The sequence below is a fragment of the Streptomyces sp. NPDC002513 genome (assembly GCF_053595355.1).
Window position 1 is genome coordinate 1 of the sequence record NZ_JBSFXK010000010.1, and the last position, 17,054, is coordinate 17,054.

Annotated in this window: 16 protein-coding genes, 1 pseudogene and 1 riboswitch; of the genes and pseudogenes, 11 read left to right on the top strand and 6 right to left on the bottom strand. The window is 71.8% G+C overall.

Going from position 1 to position 17,054, the window contains the following annotated elements:
• The 4 genes and pseudogenes from ACWD5Q_RS09570 to ACWD5Q_RS09585 all read left to right on the top strand — a co-directional run.
• A pseudogene (locus ACWD5Q_RS09570) lies at window positions 1–130 on the top strand (esterase); the annotation flags it as partial.
• 438 nt (window positions 131–568) lie between these two features.
• Complete coding sequence (locus ACWD5Q_RS09575) at window positions 569–1,168, top strand: sulfite oxidase-like oxidoreductase (RefSeq protein WP_451426454.1); 600 nt, start codon at window positions 569–571, stop codon at window positions 1,166–1,168.
• 2 nt (window positions 1,169–1,170) lie between these two features.
• On the top strand, window positions 1,171–1,881 hold the full coding sequence (locus ACWD5Q_RS09580; protein ID WP_451426585.1) for a ferredoxin reductase: 711 nt from the start codon (window positions 1,171–1,173) through the stop codon (window positions 1,879–1,881).
• 32 nt (window positions 1,882–1,913) lie between these two features.
• Entirely contained in the window at window positions 1,914–2,195 is a 282-nt protein-coding gene (locus ACWD5Q_RS09585) for a DUF6510 family protein (protein WP_451426455.1), read from the top strand.
• Window positions 2,196–2,210: 15 nt separating this feature from the next.
• Here ACWD5Q_RS09585 and ACWD5Q_RS09590 read toward each other — a convergent pair whose 3' ends face one another.
• Together ACWD5Q_RS09590 and ACWD5Q_RS09595 are read right to left on the bottom strand one after the other, a co-directional pair.
• Window positions 2,211–2,999 (bottom strand): COG4705 family protein, encoded by a 789-nt coding sequence (locus tag ACWD5Q_RS09590; protein ID WP_451426456.1) that lies wholly within the window; start codon window positions 2,997–2,999, stop codon window positions 2,211–2,213.
• A 197-nt stretch (window positions 3,000–3,196) separates the two neighbouring features.
• The gene (locus ACWD5Q_RS09595; RefSeq protein WP_451426457.1) at window positions 3,197–3,763 is read right to left on the bottom strand and encodes a TetR/AcrR family transcriptional regulator; all 567 of its coding nucleotides are present in this window, start codon (window positions 3,761–3,763) and stop codon (window positions 3,197–3,199) included.
• Between the two features lie 228 nt (window positions 3,764–3,991).
• Here ACWD5Q_RS09595 and ACWD5Q_RS09600 point away from each other — a divergent pair, with 228 nt between their 5' ends.
• The 7 genes from ACWD5Q_RS09600 (at window position 3,992) to ACWD5Q_RS09630 (ending at window position 11,297) form a co-directional block, all read left to right on the top strand.
• Window positions 3,992–4,114, top strand: a complete 123-nt coding sequence (locus ACWD5Q_RS09600) for a hypothetical protein (protein ID WP_402432530.1) — start codon at window positions 3,992–3,994, stop codon at window positions 4,112–4,114.
• Window positions 4,115–4,223: 109 nt separating this feature from the next.
• The gene (locus ACWD5Q_RS09605) at window positions 4,224–5,117 is read left to right on the top strand and encodes a glutathione S-transferase C-terminal domain-containing protein (protein ID WP_451426458.1); all 894 of its coding nucleotides are present in this window, start codon (window positions 4,224–4,226) and stop codon (window positions 5,115–5,117) included.
• An 87-nt stretch (window positions 5,118–5,204) separates the two neighbouring features.
• Window positions 5,205–5,314, top strand: a riboswitch (SAM riboswitch).
• Window positions 5,315–5,647: 333 nt separating this feature from the next.
• Window positions 5,648–6,628, top strand: a complete 981-nt coding sequence (locus ACWD5Q_RS09610; protein WP_451426459.1) for an amino acid ABC transporter permease — start codon at window positions 5,648–5,650, stop codon at window positions 6,626–6,628.
• Complete coding sequence (locus tag ACWD5Q_RS09615; protein WP_451426460.1) at window positions 6,625–7,410, top strand: amino acid ABC transporter ATP-binding protein; 786 nt, start codon at window positions 6,625–6,627, stop codon at window positions 7,408–7,410. The genes ACWD5Q_RS09610 and ACWD5Q_RS09615 overlap by 4 nt, the downstream gene beginning before the upstream one ends.
• Before the next feature lie 153 nt (window positions 7,411–7,563).
• The gene (locus ACWD5Q_RS09620) at window positions 7,564–8,589 is read left to right on the top strand and encodes an ABC transporter substrate-binding protein (protein WP_451426461.1); all 1,026 of its coding nucleotides are present in this window, start codon (window positions 7,564–7,566) and stop codon (window positions 8,587–8,589) included.
• A 103-nt stretch (window positions 8,590–8,692) separates the two neighbouring features.
• Entirely contained in the window at window positions 8,693–9,901 is a 1,209-nt protein-coding gene (locus tag ACWD5Q_RS09625) for an LLM class flavin-dependent oxidoreductase (protein WP_451426462.1), read from the top strand.
• 19 nt (window positions 9,902–9,920) lie between these two features.
• Window positions 9,921–11,297, top strand: coding sequence for an NtaA/DmoA family FMN-dependent monooxygenase (locus ACWD5Q_RS09630; protein WP_451426463.1), 1,377 nt, complete (start codon window positions 9,921–9,923; stop codon window positions 11,295–11,297).
• Window positions 11,298–11,395: 98 nt separating this feature from the next.
• On the opposite strand, the gene ACWD5Q_RS09635 is transcribed toward ACWD5Q_RS09630, so the two are convergent.
• The 4 genes from ACWD5Q_RS09635 to ACWD5Q_RS09650 all read right to left on the bottom strand — a co-directional run bounded on the left by ACWD5Q_RS09635 (window position 11,396) and on the right by ACWD5Q_RS09650 (window position 16,994).
• The gene (locus ACWD5Q_RS09635) at window positions 11,396–13,615 is read right to left on the bottom strand and encodes an NADP-dependent isocitrate dehydrogenase (RefSeq protein WP_451426464.1); all 2,220 of its coding nucleotides are present in this window, start codon (window positions 13,613–13,615) and stop codon (window positions 11,396–11,398) included.
• A 220-nt stretch (window positions 13,616–13,835) separates the two neighbouring features.
• A complete protein-coding gene (locus tag ACWD5Q_RS09640; protein ID WP_451426465.1) occupies window positions 13,836–14,933 on the bottom strand; it encodes a mechanosensitive ion channel family protein in 1,098 nt (365 codons plus the stop codon).
• 219 nt (window positions 14,934–15,152) lie between these two features.
• A complete protein-coding gene (locus ACWD5Q_RS09645) occupies window positions 15,153–15,917 on the bottom strand; it encodes a crotonase/enoyl-CoA hydratase family protein (protein ID WP_451426466.1) in 765 nt (254 codons plus the stop codon).
• A gap of 114 nt (window positions 15,918–16,031) precedes the next feature.
• Complete coding sequence (locus tag ACWD5Q_RS09650; RefSeq protein WP_451426467.1) at window positions 16,032–16,994, bottom strand: lysylphosphatidylglycerol synthase transmembrane domain-containing protein; 963 nt, start codon at window positions 16,992–16,994, stop codon at window positions 16,032–16,034.
• Between the last annotated feature and the right edge of the window lie 60 nt (window positions 16,995–17,054).

The window sequence follows — 17,054 nt, forward strand, 5'->3', positions numbered from 1 at the left end:
GACCGCCGTGCGGATCGAGGGCGTCATCCACGACTTCGTGATGCTCAACGCGCTGCGCGAGACGCACGGCGCCGAGGCCGCCATCACGATGGCCGTCCGCACCCTGCACAAGGCGCTGCACACCGCCTGATCTCTTCAGGGCCGCTTCCCTGCCTCCCCGCTGGTGAGCGACCTGAAGGAATCGACGAACCCCGTGGCGGCGGGCGACCCCGCCGTCGAGGTCACCGTCGCCGAGGGGGCCGTTCCCTCGGTCTGCGGACCAGGCTGACGGTTCGTCACCATGGGCCGCGCGGACGGGTGTTCCCTTGCCTCGTCCGCGCGGCCGACACACGTCTCAAGGGCGCCGAGCGGTCAGCCCGTTCGGCGCCCCTGGCACCGAATGCGGGAACCGGACGGCGGACGGTCCGGTGTGTTCGACGGTCGGCGAGCGGCTCGTACCACGATCGGGGACCGGCCCGCACCCCACGGTCGCAGACCGGCCCGCACCGCCGGCGGGCCCGCTCCACAGCCGACGGCGGCCCGCACCGGGGCCGGACGTCGGTCGCACATCCGTTCAGGAGATGACGCTGTGAATTCCTTCTCACCCGGTTTCCGCGGGCGAGACCGTGCCCTGGCCGACCGGCTGCCCCCCGGGCAGTACCCGACCGAGTCGTTCCCCGTGCTGTCCGCCGGCCCCACCCCGCGTGTCCCCACCGAGACGTGGAACTTCACCGTGACCACCGAGGCCGGCGACACGCACCGCTGGACCTGGGACGAGATGCTGGCCCTGCCCCAGCAGGAGACCGTCCAGGACATCCACTGCGTGACGCGCTGGTCGAAGTTCGACACCCACTGGCGCGGGGTGCCCCTCGACGCCTTCTTCGAGGACGTCGACACGGCCGCGGACTACGTCGTCGTCAACAGCTACGGCGGTTACACCACCAACCTTCCGCTGGAGGACCTGCTCGACGGCAAGGCGTGGATCGTCCACACCTACGACGGCTTCCCCCTGTCACCCGAACACGGTGGTCCCGCCCGGCTGCTCGTCCCGCACCTGTACCTGTGGAAGTCGGCCAAGTGGGTGCGCGGACTCACCCTCACGCCGGAGGACGAGCCGGGCTTCTGGGAGTCCGTCGGGTACCACAACTACGGCGACCCGTGGCGCGAGCAGCGCAACTGGGGCGACTGACCATGGGTATCGCCTGGCGCCGCGCACGGCTGGTCGAGCGGCACGCCCAGACCGCCACCGCCCGCTCCCTCGTCTTCACCGTGCCCGGCTGGCCGGGACATCTGCCCGGCCAGCACGTCGACGTACGGCTCACCGCCGACGACGGCTACCAGGCCGTGCGCAGCTACTCCCTGGCCGCACCGGTCAACGGTGACCGGATCGAGCTGGGCGTCCAGTCCGTGCCGGACGGAGAGGTCTCGCCGTATCTGGCCGACGGCCTGCCGCTCGGCGCGGACGTGGAGGTGCGCGGGCCCCTCGGCAACTGGTTCGTGTGGCGGCCCGCGCAGACCGAACCGGTGCTCCTGGTCGCCGGAGGCTCCGGTGTGGTGCCCCTGGCCGCGATGGTCCGCGCCCATCGCGAGGCGCGGCACGCCGGCCCCTTCCGTCTGCTGTACTCCGTACGCACGCCCGACGACGTCTGGTACGGCGACCACCTCACCGACGGGCACCCCGGCCTGGACGTCCACGTCGTGTACACCCGCAAGGCCCCGCCGGACGCGTCGCGCGCGCCCGGCCGCGTCACCGCGGCCGACCTCGACGCCGCGACGGGCGGGCTCCGGCCGACCAGCCCCGTCTACGTCTGCGGACCCACCGCCTTCGTCGAGGTCGTCGCCGATCTGCTGATCGACGGGGGACGGGATCCCGTCACCATCCGCACCGAACGCTTCGGCTGAACCGTCACACCCCACCGCACCGGAGGTCCACCATGGCGGACACGACCGCGCACCTCGACGGCAACTGCCTTGCCGGCCCGCTCTCGGAGATCCTCGCCGTGGAACCCACCACGGCCTGGTGGCGCTGTCCCGAGTGCGCGCGGTCGGGCTCGCTCGCCGAACTCCAGGTCTACGGACCGGAGCCGGGGCTCACCGCGCGCTGCCCCGGGTGCGCGCACATCGCCCTCAGACTGGTCAGGGACGGAGAGGACGTCTGGCTGACCATGGGCGGCGGTACCGGCGCGTTCCGTTTCCGGACCGCGCCGGCGCCGTGACGTGGCGGGGCCGCCTCACACGGTGGCGGTGTCGCGCCGTGACACCGCCAGATAGGTCACGAAGCCGAGGATGGCCACCGTCCAGGACAGGGTGACCGGGCCCAGGCCCCAGCCCAGACCGCCACGGCTGTGACCGAGGGCCATCCAGTCGGCGATCGAGGCGCCGAGGGGGCGGGTGATGACGTACGCGGACCAGAACGCGGGCACCGCGCCCAGCAGGCCCCCGCGGTGCGCCACGGCCGGGACGCAGATCGCGACGGCGTACAGGACGACGGAACCGAGGTAGCCGAGGCCTATGGTGGCGGTCAGGTCGCCGGCCGCCGTGCCGAGGGCGAACGTGGCCAGGACCGCCGCCCAGTAGAACGCCTCGCGGCGGCGGGAGTCGATGCTGTGGATGGACAGGGTCCGCTCGCTCGCGTACCAGATGATGAAGACGGCGGCCAGCGCCACCATGAAGAGAGGCGTCGACAGCGTGTAGGGGACGCCGAGGCCCACGTGCAGGACGTCCGCGGCCATCGTGCCGAACACGCTGACCATGACGATGGCGGTCCAGTAGACCCAGGCCACGTACCGTCGCACGGTGAACTGCGCGACCAGCGACACCAGCAGGGCCAGACCGCCCAGACCGACGGCAGGGATCGGGCCGAGCAGGTGCGCGAGATAGTCGGACGCGGTTTCGCCCATGCCCGTGGTGAGAACCTTGATGATCCAGAAGTACACGGTCACTTCCGGCACCTTGTTCGCCATGCGGCGTAGTGCGGTACGGGAGTGCGGCCGGTCATCAAGGACGTGCTCTGTGGTCATGGCACGCACGATGTCATGACCAACTGCCGCTCTCCCAGGTTTCTTTGCCATTGTTTTGGGGCTTCTGGTGCATGAGTTGCCACAGGGGCGTCCCCACCTGAAAGCGACCTGAACACATCGGGGAAATGGCTGGTCAACGGCGTGCGGGGCGGGTAGAGGGGCCGGGCGCCGGGTGACGGCGCACGCGGCGGGCCGCGTCAGTGGTGGGTGATTCCCGCCGCCAGCGTCCGCGTCCAGGGGGCCGCCACCTCGTCGGCCCCCATCGACACGATCAGGTGGCACAACATACCCATGGCGAAGAAGTCCTGGATCCGCCGCTCGCTGCCGCCGGACACCCCGCGGACGTACTCCACCAGCCGGGCGTACCCCTGCCGGACGGCCTCGCGCACCGCGGGCTCCGAGACGGCCGCCGCCTGCGCGTGCAACTGGATCAGCATCAGGTCGTGGTCGCTGATGAGCTTGGCGTAGGAATCCCCCATGGCCGAGAGCACCGCCTCGGGAGAGCTTCCCCCGGCCTCGGCGGCCGCCCGTTCCAGACTCGCCCGCACCTGTACGAAGCAGTGCTCGACCACGGCGACGAACAGCAGCTCCTTGTTGGGGAAGAGCCGGTAGACGTACGCCTGGGAGATCCCGGCCGCCCTGGCGACCTCGGCCGTGGTGGTGCCGAAGTAGCCTCGCGCGGCGAACGCCCCGATCGCGGTGCGCAGCACCGTCTCGCGGCGTTCCTCGGCGGTGGACAACTGGCGAGGGCGGTCCTTCTGCATGTGAGTACCCAATCGGTCACACTTTGGGGTGTCAAGGTTCCCCGTCTCCGCCTCGGCAGCAGCCTTGGCCGGCGCCGGAGAGACCTCCCGCTGGGGGACTCGTCGGCGCCCAACTACCGTGATCCGCCCCTCCCGTGCGGCGCTCTCACCCCGTGGACCCCCTCTTGACGCGGGCCGGAGCCCGATCGACACTCCAGTAGGGATTTCCTAGTGAACAGGTAGGGAAGCATGGGACGCCTGGAGCCGGTCATCGGCCGTGTGCACCGCACCCGCCGGCGGTCCCTCCTTCTGACCTCCCGCCGTCACATCGACCTGCTGCGTGTCTGCAGCGCGTCCGGTCCCCTGCGCTGAACCGGCGGTGCCGGGCTCGCGACCCGCCCCGTCCCGTGACCGGGGAGCACCGCCCGCCCGTGGGCCGCCACCCACCGCACCCTCGCGCACCCAGACCCCGGGGAGAGACATGTCCGCCCATGCCCTGACCGCCCTCCCGTACGCCTCGCCCGGTCCCGCCTTCCGGGGCAGGATCGGCGGCGACGCCCGCAGCGGCCACTACGCCGTACCGCGCCGCTACCGCCTCCACCTGTCCCCGTCCTGTCCGCACTGTCTGCGGATCGCCATCACCCACAGCCTGCTGGGCCTCGACGAGGTCCTGCCCGTCACCCTGCTGCCCGCGGTGCCCGACGGACCCGGCGGCGAACACTCCGCGCTGCGCCCGCTGTACGAGGCAAGCGCCCATCGCTACCCGGGAGCCGCCGTGGCGCCGGTGCTCAGCGACGACTGGTCGGGCCGGATCGTCAGCACCCACGCCCCCGACATCATGCGCGACCTGGCGCGCCGCTTCGGCGCGGGCCGCCCCGCGCTCTACCCGCAGGGCGCCGACCCGGAGATCGAGGGCGTCCGGCGCCTGTGTGCCCAGGGCATCGACGCGGCCGCCCAGCGCGCCGGACGCGCCGACGCCGAGGGCGAGGACGGCAAGGACAGAGACGCCGCACTCGGCTCGCTGCTGCGCACCCTGCGGTCACTGGAAGGCCGGCTGTCCCGCCAGAAGTATCTGCTGGGCAATCAACTCAGTGCGGCAGACGTGGAGTTGTGGGTCACCCTGGTGCAGCTCGACACCGTGCACCGCTGGCACCTGGACGCCGAGGCCGTGCACCGCGTCGCCGGCCATCCGCACCTGTGGGCCTACGCCCGCCGGCTGGCCGCCGATCCCGCCTTCGGCCCGCACCTCGACCTCGACGGGATCGCCCGCCGGCATCACGCCCACTGCCGCGGTCCGGAGGCCGCGGGCGCGGCCGTGCAGATCCTGGACTGGGCGGCGCACGTTACGGGCGGCGCGGCGGCGACGCCCTGTTGACCGGCGGCCGGCGCTCCCGCGCACGTATCACCTGACGGACGCACGTTGACAGCGCTTCGGGCGCCTGTCTTAACTTACGGCCAGAAAGGTCATGAGCGTCAGCGACAAGCCCTGGCTTGCTGACCGGCAACCCTCGCTCCGCAGTGGGGTGCCCCAGGTGACGACCCGACCGGATGACGTTTCGGTAAGCGCGTGGCCCCACGGGCCGGAAGAGTGACGGTGGCAGTGATGGACGCAGCTTCGAGGACAGCCGCTCAGCGGCCCCGTTGCAGCGTCCTGCTGTGCGCGAACCGCTCCGTCGATCTCCTCCGCGTCAACAGCGCACTCTGTACCACCCCGGGCTCTGCCCGCTGTCACGGCTGACGGCGTTCCCCCTCCCTGACGCGCACCGCCGCCGTGGTGCGCCCATGTTTCCGTCCCGCCCCCGGTCCCGTGCGCCTCCCACGCCCCCTCGCTCCCGACGGCCCGTGCCGCCCGGTCGTGCGGTGGCGCGCGCCGCCCCGGGGCGTCCGACTCCGCTGGAGCCTGCCATGACTGAACCCCTCGGCACTGCCGTGTCCCTCGCCCCGGCACCGCCCGACGACACCGGCGCGGCGCCCCCGACGGCCCAGCGGGTGCTGCCGCTGCGCCGGCCGGGCCGCTGGATCGTCACCGCCGTCGTGCTCGTGCTGGTGGCCCAGTTCGTCCACGGACTGGTGTCCAACCCCTTCTACCAGTGGGACCGCTTCGCCTACTGGTTCCTGCGCCCCACCCTCCTCGACGGACTGCTCGTCACCCTCGAAGTCACCGCGCTCAGCGCGGTACTGGGCCTGCTCGGCGGAATCCTCCTCGCTCTGGCCCGGCTGTCCAGGAGCCCCGTGCTGCGCGCGGTGAGCTGGACCTATGTATGGGCGCTGCGTTCCACACCGCTGATCGTCGTGCTGATCTTCCTCTACAACTTCAGCGCGCTGTACAAGACGCTGAGCATCGGCGTCCCCTTCGGCCCCGCCTTCTTCGCCTTCGACGAGTCACGGCTCGCCACCGACATGACCGTCGCCGTCGTCGGCCTGAGCCTGAACGAGGCGGCCTACGCCGCGGAGGTCGTCCGCGGCGGCATCCTCTCCGTCGACCAGGGCCAGCACGAGGCGGCGGCCGCCCTCGGGCTGCCCAGGAGCTACCAGTTCCGCAGGATAGTCTTCCCACAGGCCCTCCGGTCCCTCATCCCCGCGTACGTCAACCAGCTCATCGGCCTGATCAAGGGCACCTCACTGGTGTTCTACGTCTCGCTGCTGGACCTGTTCGGCTCCGCGCAGACCATGGGCAGCACCTACCCCGGCGACATCGTCCCGCTGCTGCTGGTCGTCACCGTCTGGTACCTGATCCTCACGAGCCTCGTGTCGGTCGTCCAGTTCCACGTCGAGCGGCACTACGCCCGGGGCGCCGCCCGGACCCTGCCGCCCACCCCGTTCCACCAGCTCCGCAACGGTCTTCGCGACCTGCGGGACCGTGCGCGCAGGGAGGCCGCCGTATGACCACCGAGACGTCGCCGACCCGCCCCGCCGCCGTAGAGGTCCACGACGTGCACAAGTCGTTCGGCGCCCACCGGGTGCTGAACGGCATCGAGTTGACCGTACGGCCGGGCGAGGTGACCGTGATCCTCGGCCCGTCCGGCTCCGGCAAGTCGACGCTGCTGCGGGTGATCAACCACCTGGAGCAGCCCGAACGCGGCTATGTCAGCGTGAACGGCGAACCCATCGGCGTACGCAGGCACGGCGACCGCCTCAAGGAACTGAGTGAGCGGGCCATCCTGGCCCAGCGCGGCCGCATCGGGTTCGTCTTCCAGAACTTCCACCTCTTCCCGCATCTGACGGTGCTGGACAACGTGACCGCCGCCCCGGTCGCGACCCGGGCACTGAGCAGACCCGCGGCCGAGGAACTGGCCCGCGACCTGCTCGGGCGGGTCGGACTCGCCGACCGGGCGGGGGCGTATCCCCGGCAGTTGTCGGGCGGCCAGCAGCAGCGCGTGGCCATCGCCCGCGCGCTCGCCCTGCGCCCTGGCGTCATCCTCTTCGACGAACCCACCTCCGCCCTCGACCCCGAACTCGTCGGCGAGGTGCTCGCCGTCATCAAGGACCTGGCCCGCGGCGGCACCACCCTCGTCATCGTCACCCATGAGATCGGCTTCGCCCGCGAGGTCGCCGACCGGGTGGTCTTCATGGACGACGGCCGGATCGTCGAACAGGGGCCGCCCGCCCAGGTTCTCGACCATCCACGGCACGAGCGGACGCGGGACTTCCTGAGCAAGGTGCTCTGACCTCACCCGTCACCCCTCACCCCTCCCGGCCGTCCGCGGCCCGCCCGGTCCGCGTCGCCGCACATCCGTTGCCGCCCCACACCCCTGGCCCCCATCGCTCCCCCCACCCGCACCGCCCTGTCCCGCCCCACCGCTCACCGAACAAGGACCGCCATGCGTACTCTCACTCTCCGCACCCGCCTGGGCCGTGGCCTCACCGCGGGCACCGCCGTCGTCGCCCTCGCCGCCGGGCTCGCCGCCTGCGGGGGCGACAGCACCGCCGCCACCACCACGGACAGCGCGGCCTCCGGCACGGTCGCCGTGGGGCGGCTCTCCAACGGCGCCGCCCGGGGGACCACCCTGAAGGTGTCCGAGGTGAAGTCGATCAGCGCCGAACTGCCCGCGGCCCTGCGCCGCAGAGGCACCCTGGAGATCGGCGTCGGCGCCCTGCCCTCCGGCTTCCCCCCGCTGGCGTACGTCGGCAGCGACCAGAAGACCCTCACCGGGGCCGAACCCGACCTCGGACGCCTGGTGGCCGCGGTCCTCGGCCTCAGACCCGAGGTGAAGAACTCGACGTGGGAGAACCTCTTCGTCGGCATCGACAGCGGCAAGGTCGATGTCGCCTTCTCCAACGTCACCGACACCGAAGAGCGCAAGAAGAAGTACGAGTTCGCCTCCTACCGCAAGGACGACCTCGCCTTCGAGGTGCCCGAGAAGAGCACCTGGAACTTCGCCGGCGACTACGAGAACCTCGCGGGCAAGACCGTCTCCGTCGGCTCCGGCACCAACCAGGAGCGCATCCTCCTGGAGTGGAAGGCGAAGCTGGCCAAGGAGGGCAAGAAGCTCACCGTCAAGTACTTCCAGGACACCAACAGCATCCATCTGGCGCTGGCCGCCGGCAGGATCGACGCGTACTTCGGTCCCAACCCCGCCATCGCCTACCACATCGCCCAGACCGCGCACACACCTCGGGCGACCCGCAACGCGGGCACGTTCTCCGGTGCCGGCGAGACGCTCCAGGGTCTGATCGCCGCGACGGCGAAGAAGGACAGCGGTCTGGCCAAGCCGGTCGCCGACGCCATCAACCACCTGATCGAGAACGGCCAGTACGCCAAGTGGCTGGCCGCCTGGAACCTGTCGAACGAGGCCGTCACCAGGTCGCAGCTCAACCCGCCGGGCCTGCCGCTCGACAACTCCTGACCGCCCGCGCGGCCCCTTCGGCCTCGTCCCGACCCCGTCGCCGTGCCCTCCTCGCGTGAGGGCCCGGCACTCTCGTTACGGACTTCCAGGAAGGCACCCACTCGTGTCCTCACCCTCTCCTTCCCCCCTGCATCTCGCCGTGGCGCTCGACGGCACCGGCTGGCACCCCGCCTCCTGGCGCGAGCCGGAGGCCCGGCCCCGGGACCTGTTCACCGCCGGCTACTGGGCCGGCCTGGTCGCGGAGGCCGAGCGGGGTCTCCTCGACTTCGTGACCTTCGAGGACGGGCTCGGCCCCCAGTCGTCGCACGCTTTCGGCCCGGACGAACGCACCGACCAGGTCCGTGGCCGCCTCGACGCCGTCCTGATCGCCGCCCGGGTCGCCCCGCTGACGCGACACATAGGGCTGGTGCCGACCGTGGTTGTCACCCACACAGAGCCGTTCCACATCTCCAAGGCCATCGCCACCCTCGACTACGTCAGCACCGGTCGTGCGGGCGTCCGGGTCCGGATCAGCGCGCGCCCGGACGAGGCCGCGCACTTCGGCCGCCGCACCCTGCCCCGTATCGACGCCTACGACAGTCCCGGCGCACAGGACCTGGTGACCGATCTCTTCGACGAGGCCGCCGACTACGTCGAGGTCCTGCGCCGGCTCTGGGACAGCTGGGAGGACGACGCGGAGATCCGCGACACGGCCACCGGCCGGTTCATCGACCGCGACAAGCTCCACTACATCCACTTCACGGGCCGGCACTTCAGCGTCAAGGGCCCCTCCATCACTCCGCGCCCGCCCCAGGGCCTGCCCCCGGTGACCGCGCTCGCCCACCAGGGCGTGCCGCTGCGGCTCGTCGCCCGCTCCACCGACCTCGGCTATGTCACCCCGCACGACGCCGGGCAGGCCCGTGCGATCGTCACCGAGGTGCGGACCGAGCAGGCGGCCGCCGGCCGCGCGGACGAGCCGCTGCACCTCTTCGGCGATCTGGTGGTCTTCCTCGACGACGACCCCGCCGAGGCCGCCGCCCGCCGGGAGCGCCTCGACACCGCCGCCCAAGCCCCGTACACCGGCGACGCTCCGATCTTCACCGGCACCCCCGCCCAACTCGCCGACCTGCTCCAGGAGTTGCGGTCAGCCGGGCTGACCGGGTTCCGGCTCCGCCCCGCCGTCGCCGGACACGACCTGCCGCGGATCACCCGCGGTCTCGTCCCCGAACTCCAGCGCCGCGGCGCGTTCCGGACCGCGTACGAGGCCGGCACCCTGCGCGGGCTGCTGGGGCTCGCCCGCCCCGCCAACCGCTACGCGGCCCCCGTCGCCTGAGCCGGAAGGACACCCGACCATGAGCAAGCCGCTCAAGCAGATCCACCTCGCGGCCCACTTCCCCGGCGTCAACAACACCACCGTGTGGAGCGACCCGAAGGCCGGCAGCCACATCGAGTTCAGCTCGTTCGCGCACTTCGCACGGACCGCCGAGCGAGCCAGGTTCGACTTCCTGTTCCTCGCCGAGGGGCTGCGCCTGCGGGAACAGGACGGGCAGATCTACGACCTGGATGTCGTCGGCCGCCCCGACACCTTCACCGTGCTCGCCGCGCTGGCCGCCGTCACCGACCGCCTCGGCCTGACCGGCACCATCAACTCCACCTTCAACGAGCCCTACGAGGTGGCCCGCCAGTTCGCGAGCCTGGACCACCTCTCCGGCGGACGCGCCGCCTGGAACGTCGTCACCTCCTGGGACGCCTTCACCGGAGAGAACTTCCGCCGCGGCGGCTTCCTGCCGCAGGAGGAGCGCTACTCCCGCGCCAAGGAGTTCCTCGCCACGGCGAACGAGCTCTTCGACTCCTGGCGCGGCGACGAGATCGTCGCCGACCCGGCGACCGGAGCCTTCCTGCGCGACGCGAAGGCCGGAGCCTTCGTCCACCACGGCCGGCACTTCGACATCCACGGCCGGTTCAACGTCCCGCGCAGCCCCCAGGGGCGCCCGGTGATCTTCCAGGCCGGGGACTCCGACGAGGGCCGCGAGTTCGCCGCCGCGAGCGCGGACGCCATCTTCAGCCGGTACAGCACCCTGGAGTCCGGCCGGAGCTTCTACGCGGACGTCAAGGGCCGGCTGGCCGCCTACGGCCGCCGCCCCGACCACCTGCTCATCCTGCCCGCCGCGACCTTCGTCCTCGGCGACACCGACGCGGAGGCCGAGGAACTGGCCCACGAGGTGCGCCGGGCGCAGGTCAGCGGGGCCACCGCGATCAAGCACCTGGAGTTCGTCTGGAACCGCGACCTGTCCGCCTACGACCCTGACGGCCCCCTCCCGGACATCGACCCGCTGCCCGGCGAGAACACCATCGCGCGCGGCCGGGCCCAGGTGCGGATGTACCGCGATCCCCTGGCCACCGCGCGGGAGTGGCGGGAGCTGGCCGCCGCGCACGACTGGTCGATCCGGGACCTGGTCATCCACACCGGCAACCGCCAGGCCTTCGTGGGGTCCCCGGCCACCGTGGCGCGGGACATCGACGCCTTCGTCCAGGCCGACGCGTCCGACGGCTTCATCCTCGTCCCGCACATCACCCCGGGCGGGCTCGACGCCTTCGCGGACACCGTGGTCCCGCTGCTGCAGGAGCGCGGTGTGTACCGCACGGAGTACGAGGGCACGACCCTGCGCGACCACCTGGGCCTGGCCCACCCCGATGCCGGGACGCCGGCCGGGCGGGCGGCGTCGTAGTACCCCGGCGCACCCGGTTCCGCGGACACGACCGCCCCGGCCGGATCGGATCCGGCCGGGGCGGTGGTCACACCGTGCGGGTGCCGCGCGGACGCCGCTTACGCGAGCGAGGACAGCAGCAGGTTCCAGGTCTCCGAGGGGCGCATGACCTCGGTGGCCTTCGCCGGGTCGGGCTGGTAGTAGCCGCCGATGTCGGCCGGCTTGCCCTGGACGGCGAGCAGCTCGTCGACGATCTTCTGCTCGTGGGACGAGAGCGACTCGGCGAGCGGGGCGAACACCTTCGCCAGCTCCGCGTCGTCGGTCTGCCGCGCCAGCTCCTGCGCCCAGTACAGGGACAGGTAGAAGTGGCTGCCACGGTTGTCGATGCCGCCGAGGCGACGGGTCGGGGACTTGTCCTCGTTGAGGAAGGTCGCCGTGGCGCGGTCGAGGGTGTCGGCGAGGACCTGGGCGCGCTGGTTGCCGGTGGTCTTCGCGTACTGCTCGAAGGACGGCACGAGCGCGAAGAACTCGCCGAGCGAGTCCCAGCGCAGGTAGTTCTCCTTGACCAGCTGCTGGACGTGCTTCGGGGCGGAGCCGCCGGCGCCGGTCTCGAACAGTCCGCCGCCCGCCATCAGCGGGACGACCGACAGCATCTTGGCGCTGGTGCCCAGCTCCAGGATCGGGAACAGGTCGGTCAGGTAGTCACGCAGCACGTTGCCGGTGACGGAGATGGTGTTCTCGCCGCGGCGGATGCGCTCCACGGACAGCTTGGTGGCCTCCACGGGGGCCAGGATGCGGATGTCCAGGCCCTCGGTGTCGTGCTCCGGCAGGTACTCCTTGACCTTGGCGATCAGCCGGGCGTCGTGGGCGCGGGTCTCGTCCAGCCAGAACACCGCCGGGTCGCCGGTGGCGCGGGCGCGGGTGACGGCGAGCTTCACCCAGTCCTTGATCGGGGCGTCCTTGGTCTGGCAGGCGCGGAAGATGTCACCGGCGGAGACGGTCTGCTCCAGGACGACGTTGCCGGCCTGGTCGACGAGACGGACGGTACCCGTGGTGGGGATCTCGAAGGTCTTGTCGTGGCTGCCGTACTCCTCGGCCTTCTGCGCCATGAGGCCCACGTTCGGCACCGAGCCCATGGTGGCGGGGTCGTAGGCGCCGTTCGCGCGGCAGTCGTCGATCACCGCCTGGTACACACCGGAGTAGCTGGAGTCCGGCAGCACCGCGAGGGTGTCGTGCTCCTGGCCGTCCGGGCCCCACATGTGGCCGGAGGTGCGGATCATGGCGGGCATGGAGGCGTCGACGATGACGTCGGACGGGACGTGCAGGTTGGTGATGCCCTTGTCGGAGTCGACCATCGCCAGCGCCGGGCCCTCGGCCAGCTCGGCGTCGAAGGACGCCTTGATCTCCTCGCCGTTCGGCAGGCCTTCGAGGCCCTTGAAGATGCCGCCCAGACCGTCGTTCGGGGTCAGGCCGGCCGCGGCGAACGTCTCGCCGTACCGCGCGAACGTCTTCGGGAAGAAGGCGCGCACCGCATGGCCGAAGATGATCGGGTCGGAGACCTTCATCATCGTGGCCTTCAGGTGCACCGAGAACAGGACACCCTCCTCCTTCGCGCGGGCGACCTGAGCGGTCAGGAACTCGCGCAGCGCGGCGACGCGCATCACGGAGGCGTCCACGACCTCGCCCGCGAGGACGGGGACGGACTCGCGCAGGACGGTGGTGGAGCCGTCGTCGCCCTTCAGCTCGATACGCAGCGAACCGGCCTCGGAGATCACCGCGGACTTCTCGGTGGAGCGGAAGTCGTCCACGCCCATGGTCGCCACGTTGGTCTGGGACTCGGAGGTCCAGGCGCCCATGCGGTGCGGGTGGGTCTTGGCGTAGTTCTTCACCGACGCGGGGGCGCGGCGGTCGGAGTTGCCCTCGCGCAGCACCGGGTTCACGGCGGAGCCCTTGATCTTGTCGTAACGGGCGCGGGTCTCCCGCTCCTCGTCGGTCTTCGGCTCGTCCGGGTAGTCCGGCAGCGCGTAGCCCTTGGCCTGCAGCTCGGCCACGGCCGCCCTCAGCTGCGGGACGGACGCCGAGACGTTGGGCAGCTTGATGATGTTGGCCTCGGGGCTCTTGGCCAGCTCGCCCAGCTCAGCGAGGTCGTCGTTGATCCGCTGTTCCTCGTGCAGGTACTCGGGGAAGACCGCGAGGATGCGCCCGGCCAGCGAGATGTCACGCGTCTCCACAGCGACACCCGCCTCCGCGGCGTATGCCCGGACCACCGGCAGGAAGGAATACGTCGCCAGGGCCGGGGCCTCGTCAGTGTGCGTGTAAATGATGGTCGAGTCAGTCACCGGGTGCTCCGCTCCACGTCTGCAACATTGCTCGACATCAAGATATCTCGTGTGCGCACCCCACTCGACAGTGGCCCGCGTCACGGACACCGGTACGCGTGGCCCGGCTCCCGGCGTGACGCGAGGCCCGACGCGGCAGGGCGGGTCGGGGCCGGTCCTCACTCGGCGCGCCGCTGCCGGCCCCGGCCGGTCCGGCGGGAGGCCGGCGGTGATGTGCGGGTCAGGAGGCGTCCGGGCCGCCGTAGTCGGCCACTGCCTCGGCGCTGGCGCGCGGGTGCGGGATGGCCGCCGAGCCCGGGTGCAGCGCCACCGTCCGCGTCGGCGCCGGGATGCGGATGCCCTCGGCCCGGTACCGCTTGTGCAGGCGCTTGATGAACTCGTGCTTGATCCGGTACTGGTCGCTGAACTCGCCGACGCCCAGGATCACCGTGAAGCCGATCCGGGAGTCGCCGAAGGTGTGGAACCGGACCGCCGGTTCGTGGTCCGGGAGAGCACCCGTGATCTCCGTCATCACCTCGGCGACGACCTCCGCGGTGACCTTCTCGACATGCTCCAGGTCACTGTCGTACCCCACCCCCACCTGCACCAGGACGGTCAACTGCTGCTCGGGACGGGTGTAGTTGATCATGTTCGTCCTGGCGAGCTGCCCGTTGGGGATGACGACCAGGTTGTTGGAGAGCTGACGGACGGTGGTCTGCCGCCAGTTGATGTCGACGACATAGCCTTCCTCGCCGCTGCTCAGCCGGATGTAGTCACCGGGCTGAACGGTCTTGGCGGCAAGGATGTGGATGCCCGCGAACAGGTTCGCGAGGGTGTCCTGCAGGGCGAGGGCGACGGCGAGACCACCCACGCCCAGGGCGGTGAGCAGGGGCGCTATGGAGATGCCCAGCGTCTGCAGCATCACCAGGAAGCCCATGGCCAGCACCACGATCCGGGTGATGTTGACGAAGATCGTGGCCGATCCGGCGACCCCGGACCGGGACTGGGTGACCGCCCGCACCAGGCCCGCGATGACGCGGGCGGCCGTCAGCGTCGTCACGAAGATGAGCAGCACGCTCAGGGTCTGGTTGACATGGTGCTGCACCGTCCGCGTGAGCGGCAGCACCGCCGCCGCCGAGGCCGCGCCGCCCGCGACGGCCGCCCAGGGCACCATGGTGCGCAGGGCGGCCACGATGACGTCGTCGCCGCTCCACTTGGTGCGGGTCGCGTGCCGGCCCAGCCAGCGCAGCAGCATCCGCAGCAGGAAGGCCGCCAACAGGCCGGCGGCCAGGGCGATTCCGGCGAGGATCAGGTCGTCGAGAGTGAGCCCGCGGTTCACCGGTCACCTCCCGCGCCGAAGAGAGGGCCCCAGGGCCGGACATGAGGACTTGTCACCTTGCCACCTGCTCGTTTCACGGGATGCGCGATCACTGCCCGGACGGGTTGTCGTCGTCCGGAGCGAGGGTTCATCCTGCCGTACGCCGGTGCCCGACCGTGAAAGGGCCGACCTCGAACGGCCGTTGGCGGTCCCGTGGCGTGTTGTCGGCTCGGCCCGCCGTCACAGGTCCGTGAACGAACCGTGCCGGCCGGCCCCGGCCGCGAAGCGGGCCGCGCCGTCCAGACCCTCCGCCAGCACGGCTCTGCCGTACCGGAGTTCACCCAACAGCGCCGTCCCCTCGTCCAGCCCCTCCTGGTCCAGGACCGAGGCGCGGTCGCCGCGCAGGCACGCCTGCGGGAACCGGGCGATCTCGGCGGCCAGTTCCTCCGCCTCGGCGCGGGCGCGGCCGGCCGGCACGACGCGGTTGGCGAGCCCCATCCCGTACGCCTCCCGGGCCGGCACCGCGCGCCCGGTGAGGATCATGTCCAGCGCACGGCCGGTGCCGATCAGCCGCGGCAGCCGTACCGTGCCGCCGTCGACGAGAGGTACGCCCCAGCGGCGGCAGAAGACCCCGAACACCGCGTCCTCCTCCGCGATCCGCAGATCGCACCAGAGCGCCAGCTCCAGACCGCCGGCCACCGCGTGCCCGGCGACCGCCGCGATCACCGGCTTGGACAGCCGCAGCCGGGTCGGCCCCATCGGGCCGTCGCCGTCCTCGGCCACCCGGTTGCCGCGCTCGGTGCCGACCGCCTTCAGATCGGCACCCGCGCAGAACGTTCCGCCCTCGCCCCACAGCACCGCCACCCGCGCCGACGGGTCCGCGTCGAACGCCCGGAAGGCGTCGGCGAGCGCGGCGGCGGTCGGCCCGTCCACCGCGTTGCGGGCCTCGGGGCGGGAGAGGACGACGGTGGTGACATACCCCTGACGTTCGATCCGGACCGGCATCAGGCTGCCTCTCTCACGGGCGGGGGAGCACTGGCCCCGCAGAGGCTACTCCCCGGTACCGCCGCTGTCCGGCGGCGGACCGCAGCGGATCACCGCCGGGCGCACCGCCCCCGGTCAGATCACCTTCAGCCGCACCAGCGCCCCCAGCGTCAGCGCACCCGGCAGCAGCGGCAGCCACACCGTGATGATCCGGTACGCCAGGACCACCGCCGTCGCCACGGCCACCGGACCGCCCGCCGCGACCAGGGCGACGATCAGTGCCGCCTCCACCGAACCGATCCCGCCCGGGGTGGGCACGGCGGCGACCGCGACCGTCGCCGCCAGATACGCGACCACCATGTGCACGGGCGGCACCGGAAGCGACAGCGCGCGGCCCACCGCGGCCAGCCCGGCCGCCTGGAGCGCGGGGAACGCCAGCGAGCCTCCCCACAGGGCGAGTGCCCGCGCGGGACGGGTGTGCACCGAGCGGGCCTCGCCGAGCGCCGTGCGCAGGAACGAGAACACGGCCGTGCGCAGCCGCCGTACCACCAGCACGACCGTCACCGCCCCCCACACCGCTCCGGCCGCCGCGAACAGCAGCGGACCCGCCGCCCACGCGGGGACGAAGGAGCCGAGGCGGAGCGCGTCGGGGAAGGAGACCAGCAGGACCAGCAGCAGACCGACCCGGGTGATCGCCTCGGCGAGCAGGTACAGCGCCACCGCCGCCGACGAGCGGGCGAGCGGCACCCCGCACACCGTCATGAAGCGCAGATTGACCGCGCTCGCACCGAGCCCGGTGGGCAGCAGATGGTTGGCCGCGCCCGCCGCGAACTGCGTGGCCAGCAGCCGCCGCGGAGGCAGCCGCTGCATCACCGCGCCCTGCCGGGTGAAGGCGGCCGCGACCCAGGTCAGACAGGTCGCACCGGCGGCGGCCACCAGCCACGGCCACTCGGCCGACCTAAGCCGGCCGAAACCCTCCGCGAGCACGGACCAGTGCTCTGCCGCGACCACGAGCACGAGGGCGAGCGGAAGCAGACACAGGACCTGGCGGACCGGAAGACGTCTGGGGAATCCCTGCGGGAGACGTACGGCAGTCACATCGCCAGAGGCTTTCCGCACCGCACCAACGCTGGGTTGCGTGCGCGCAGACGGAGGCTG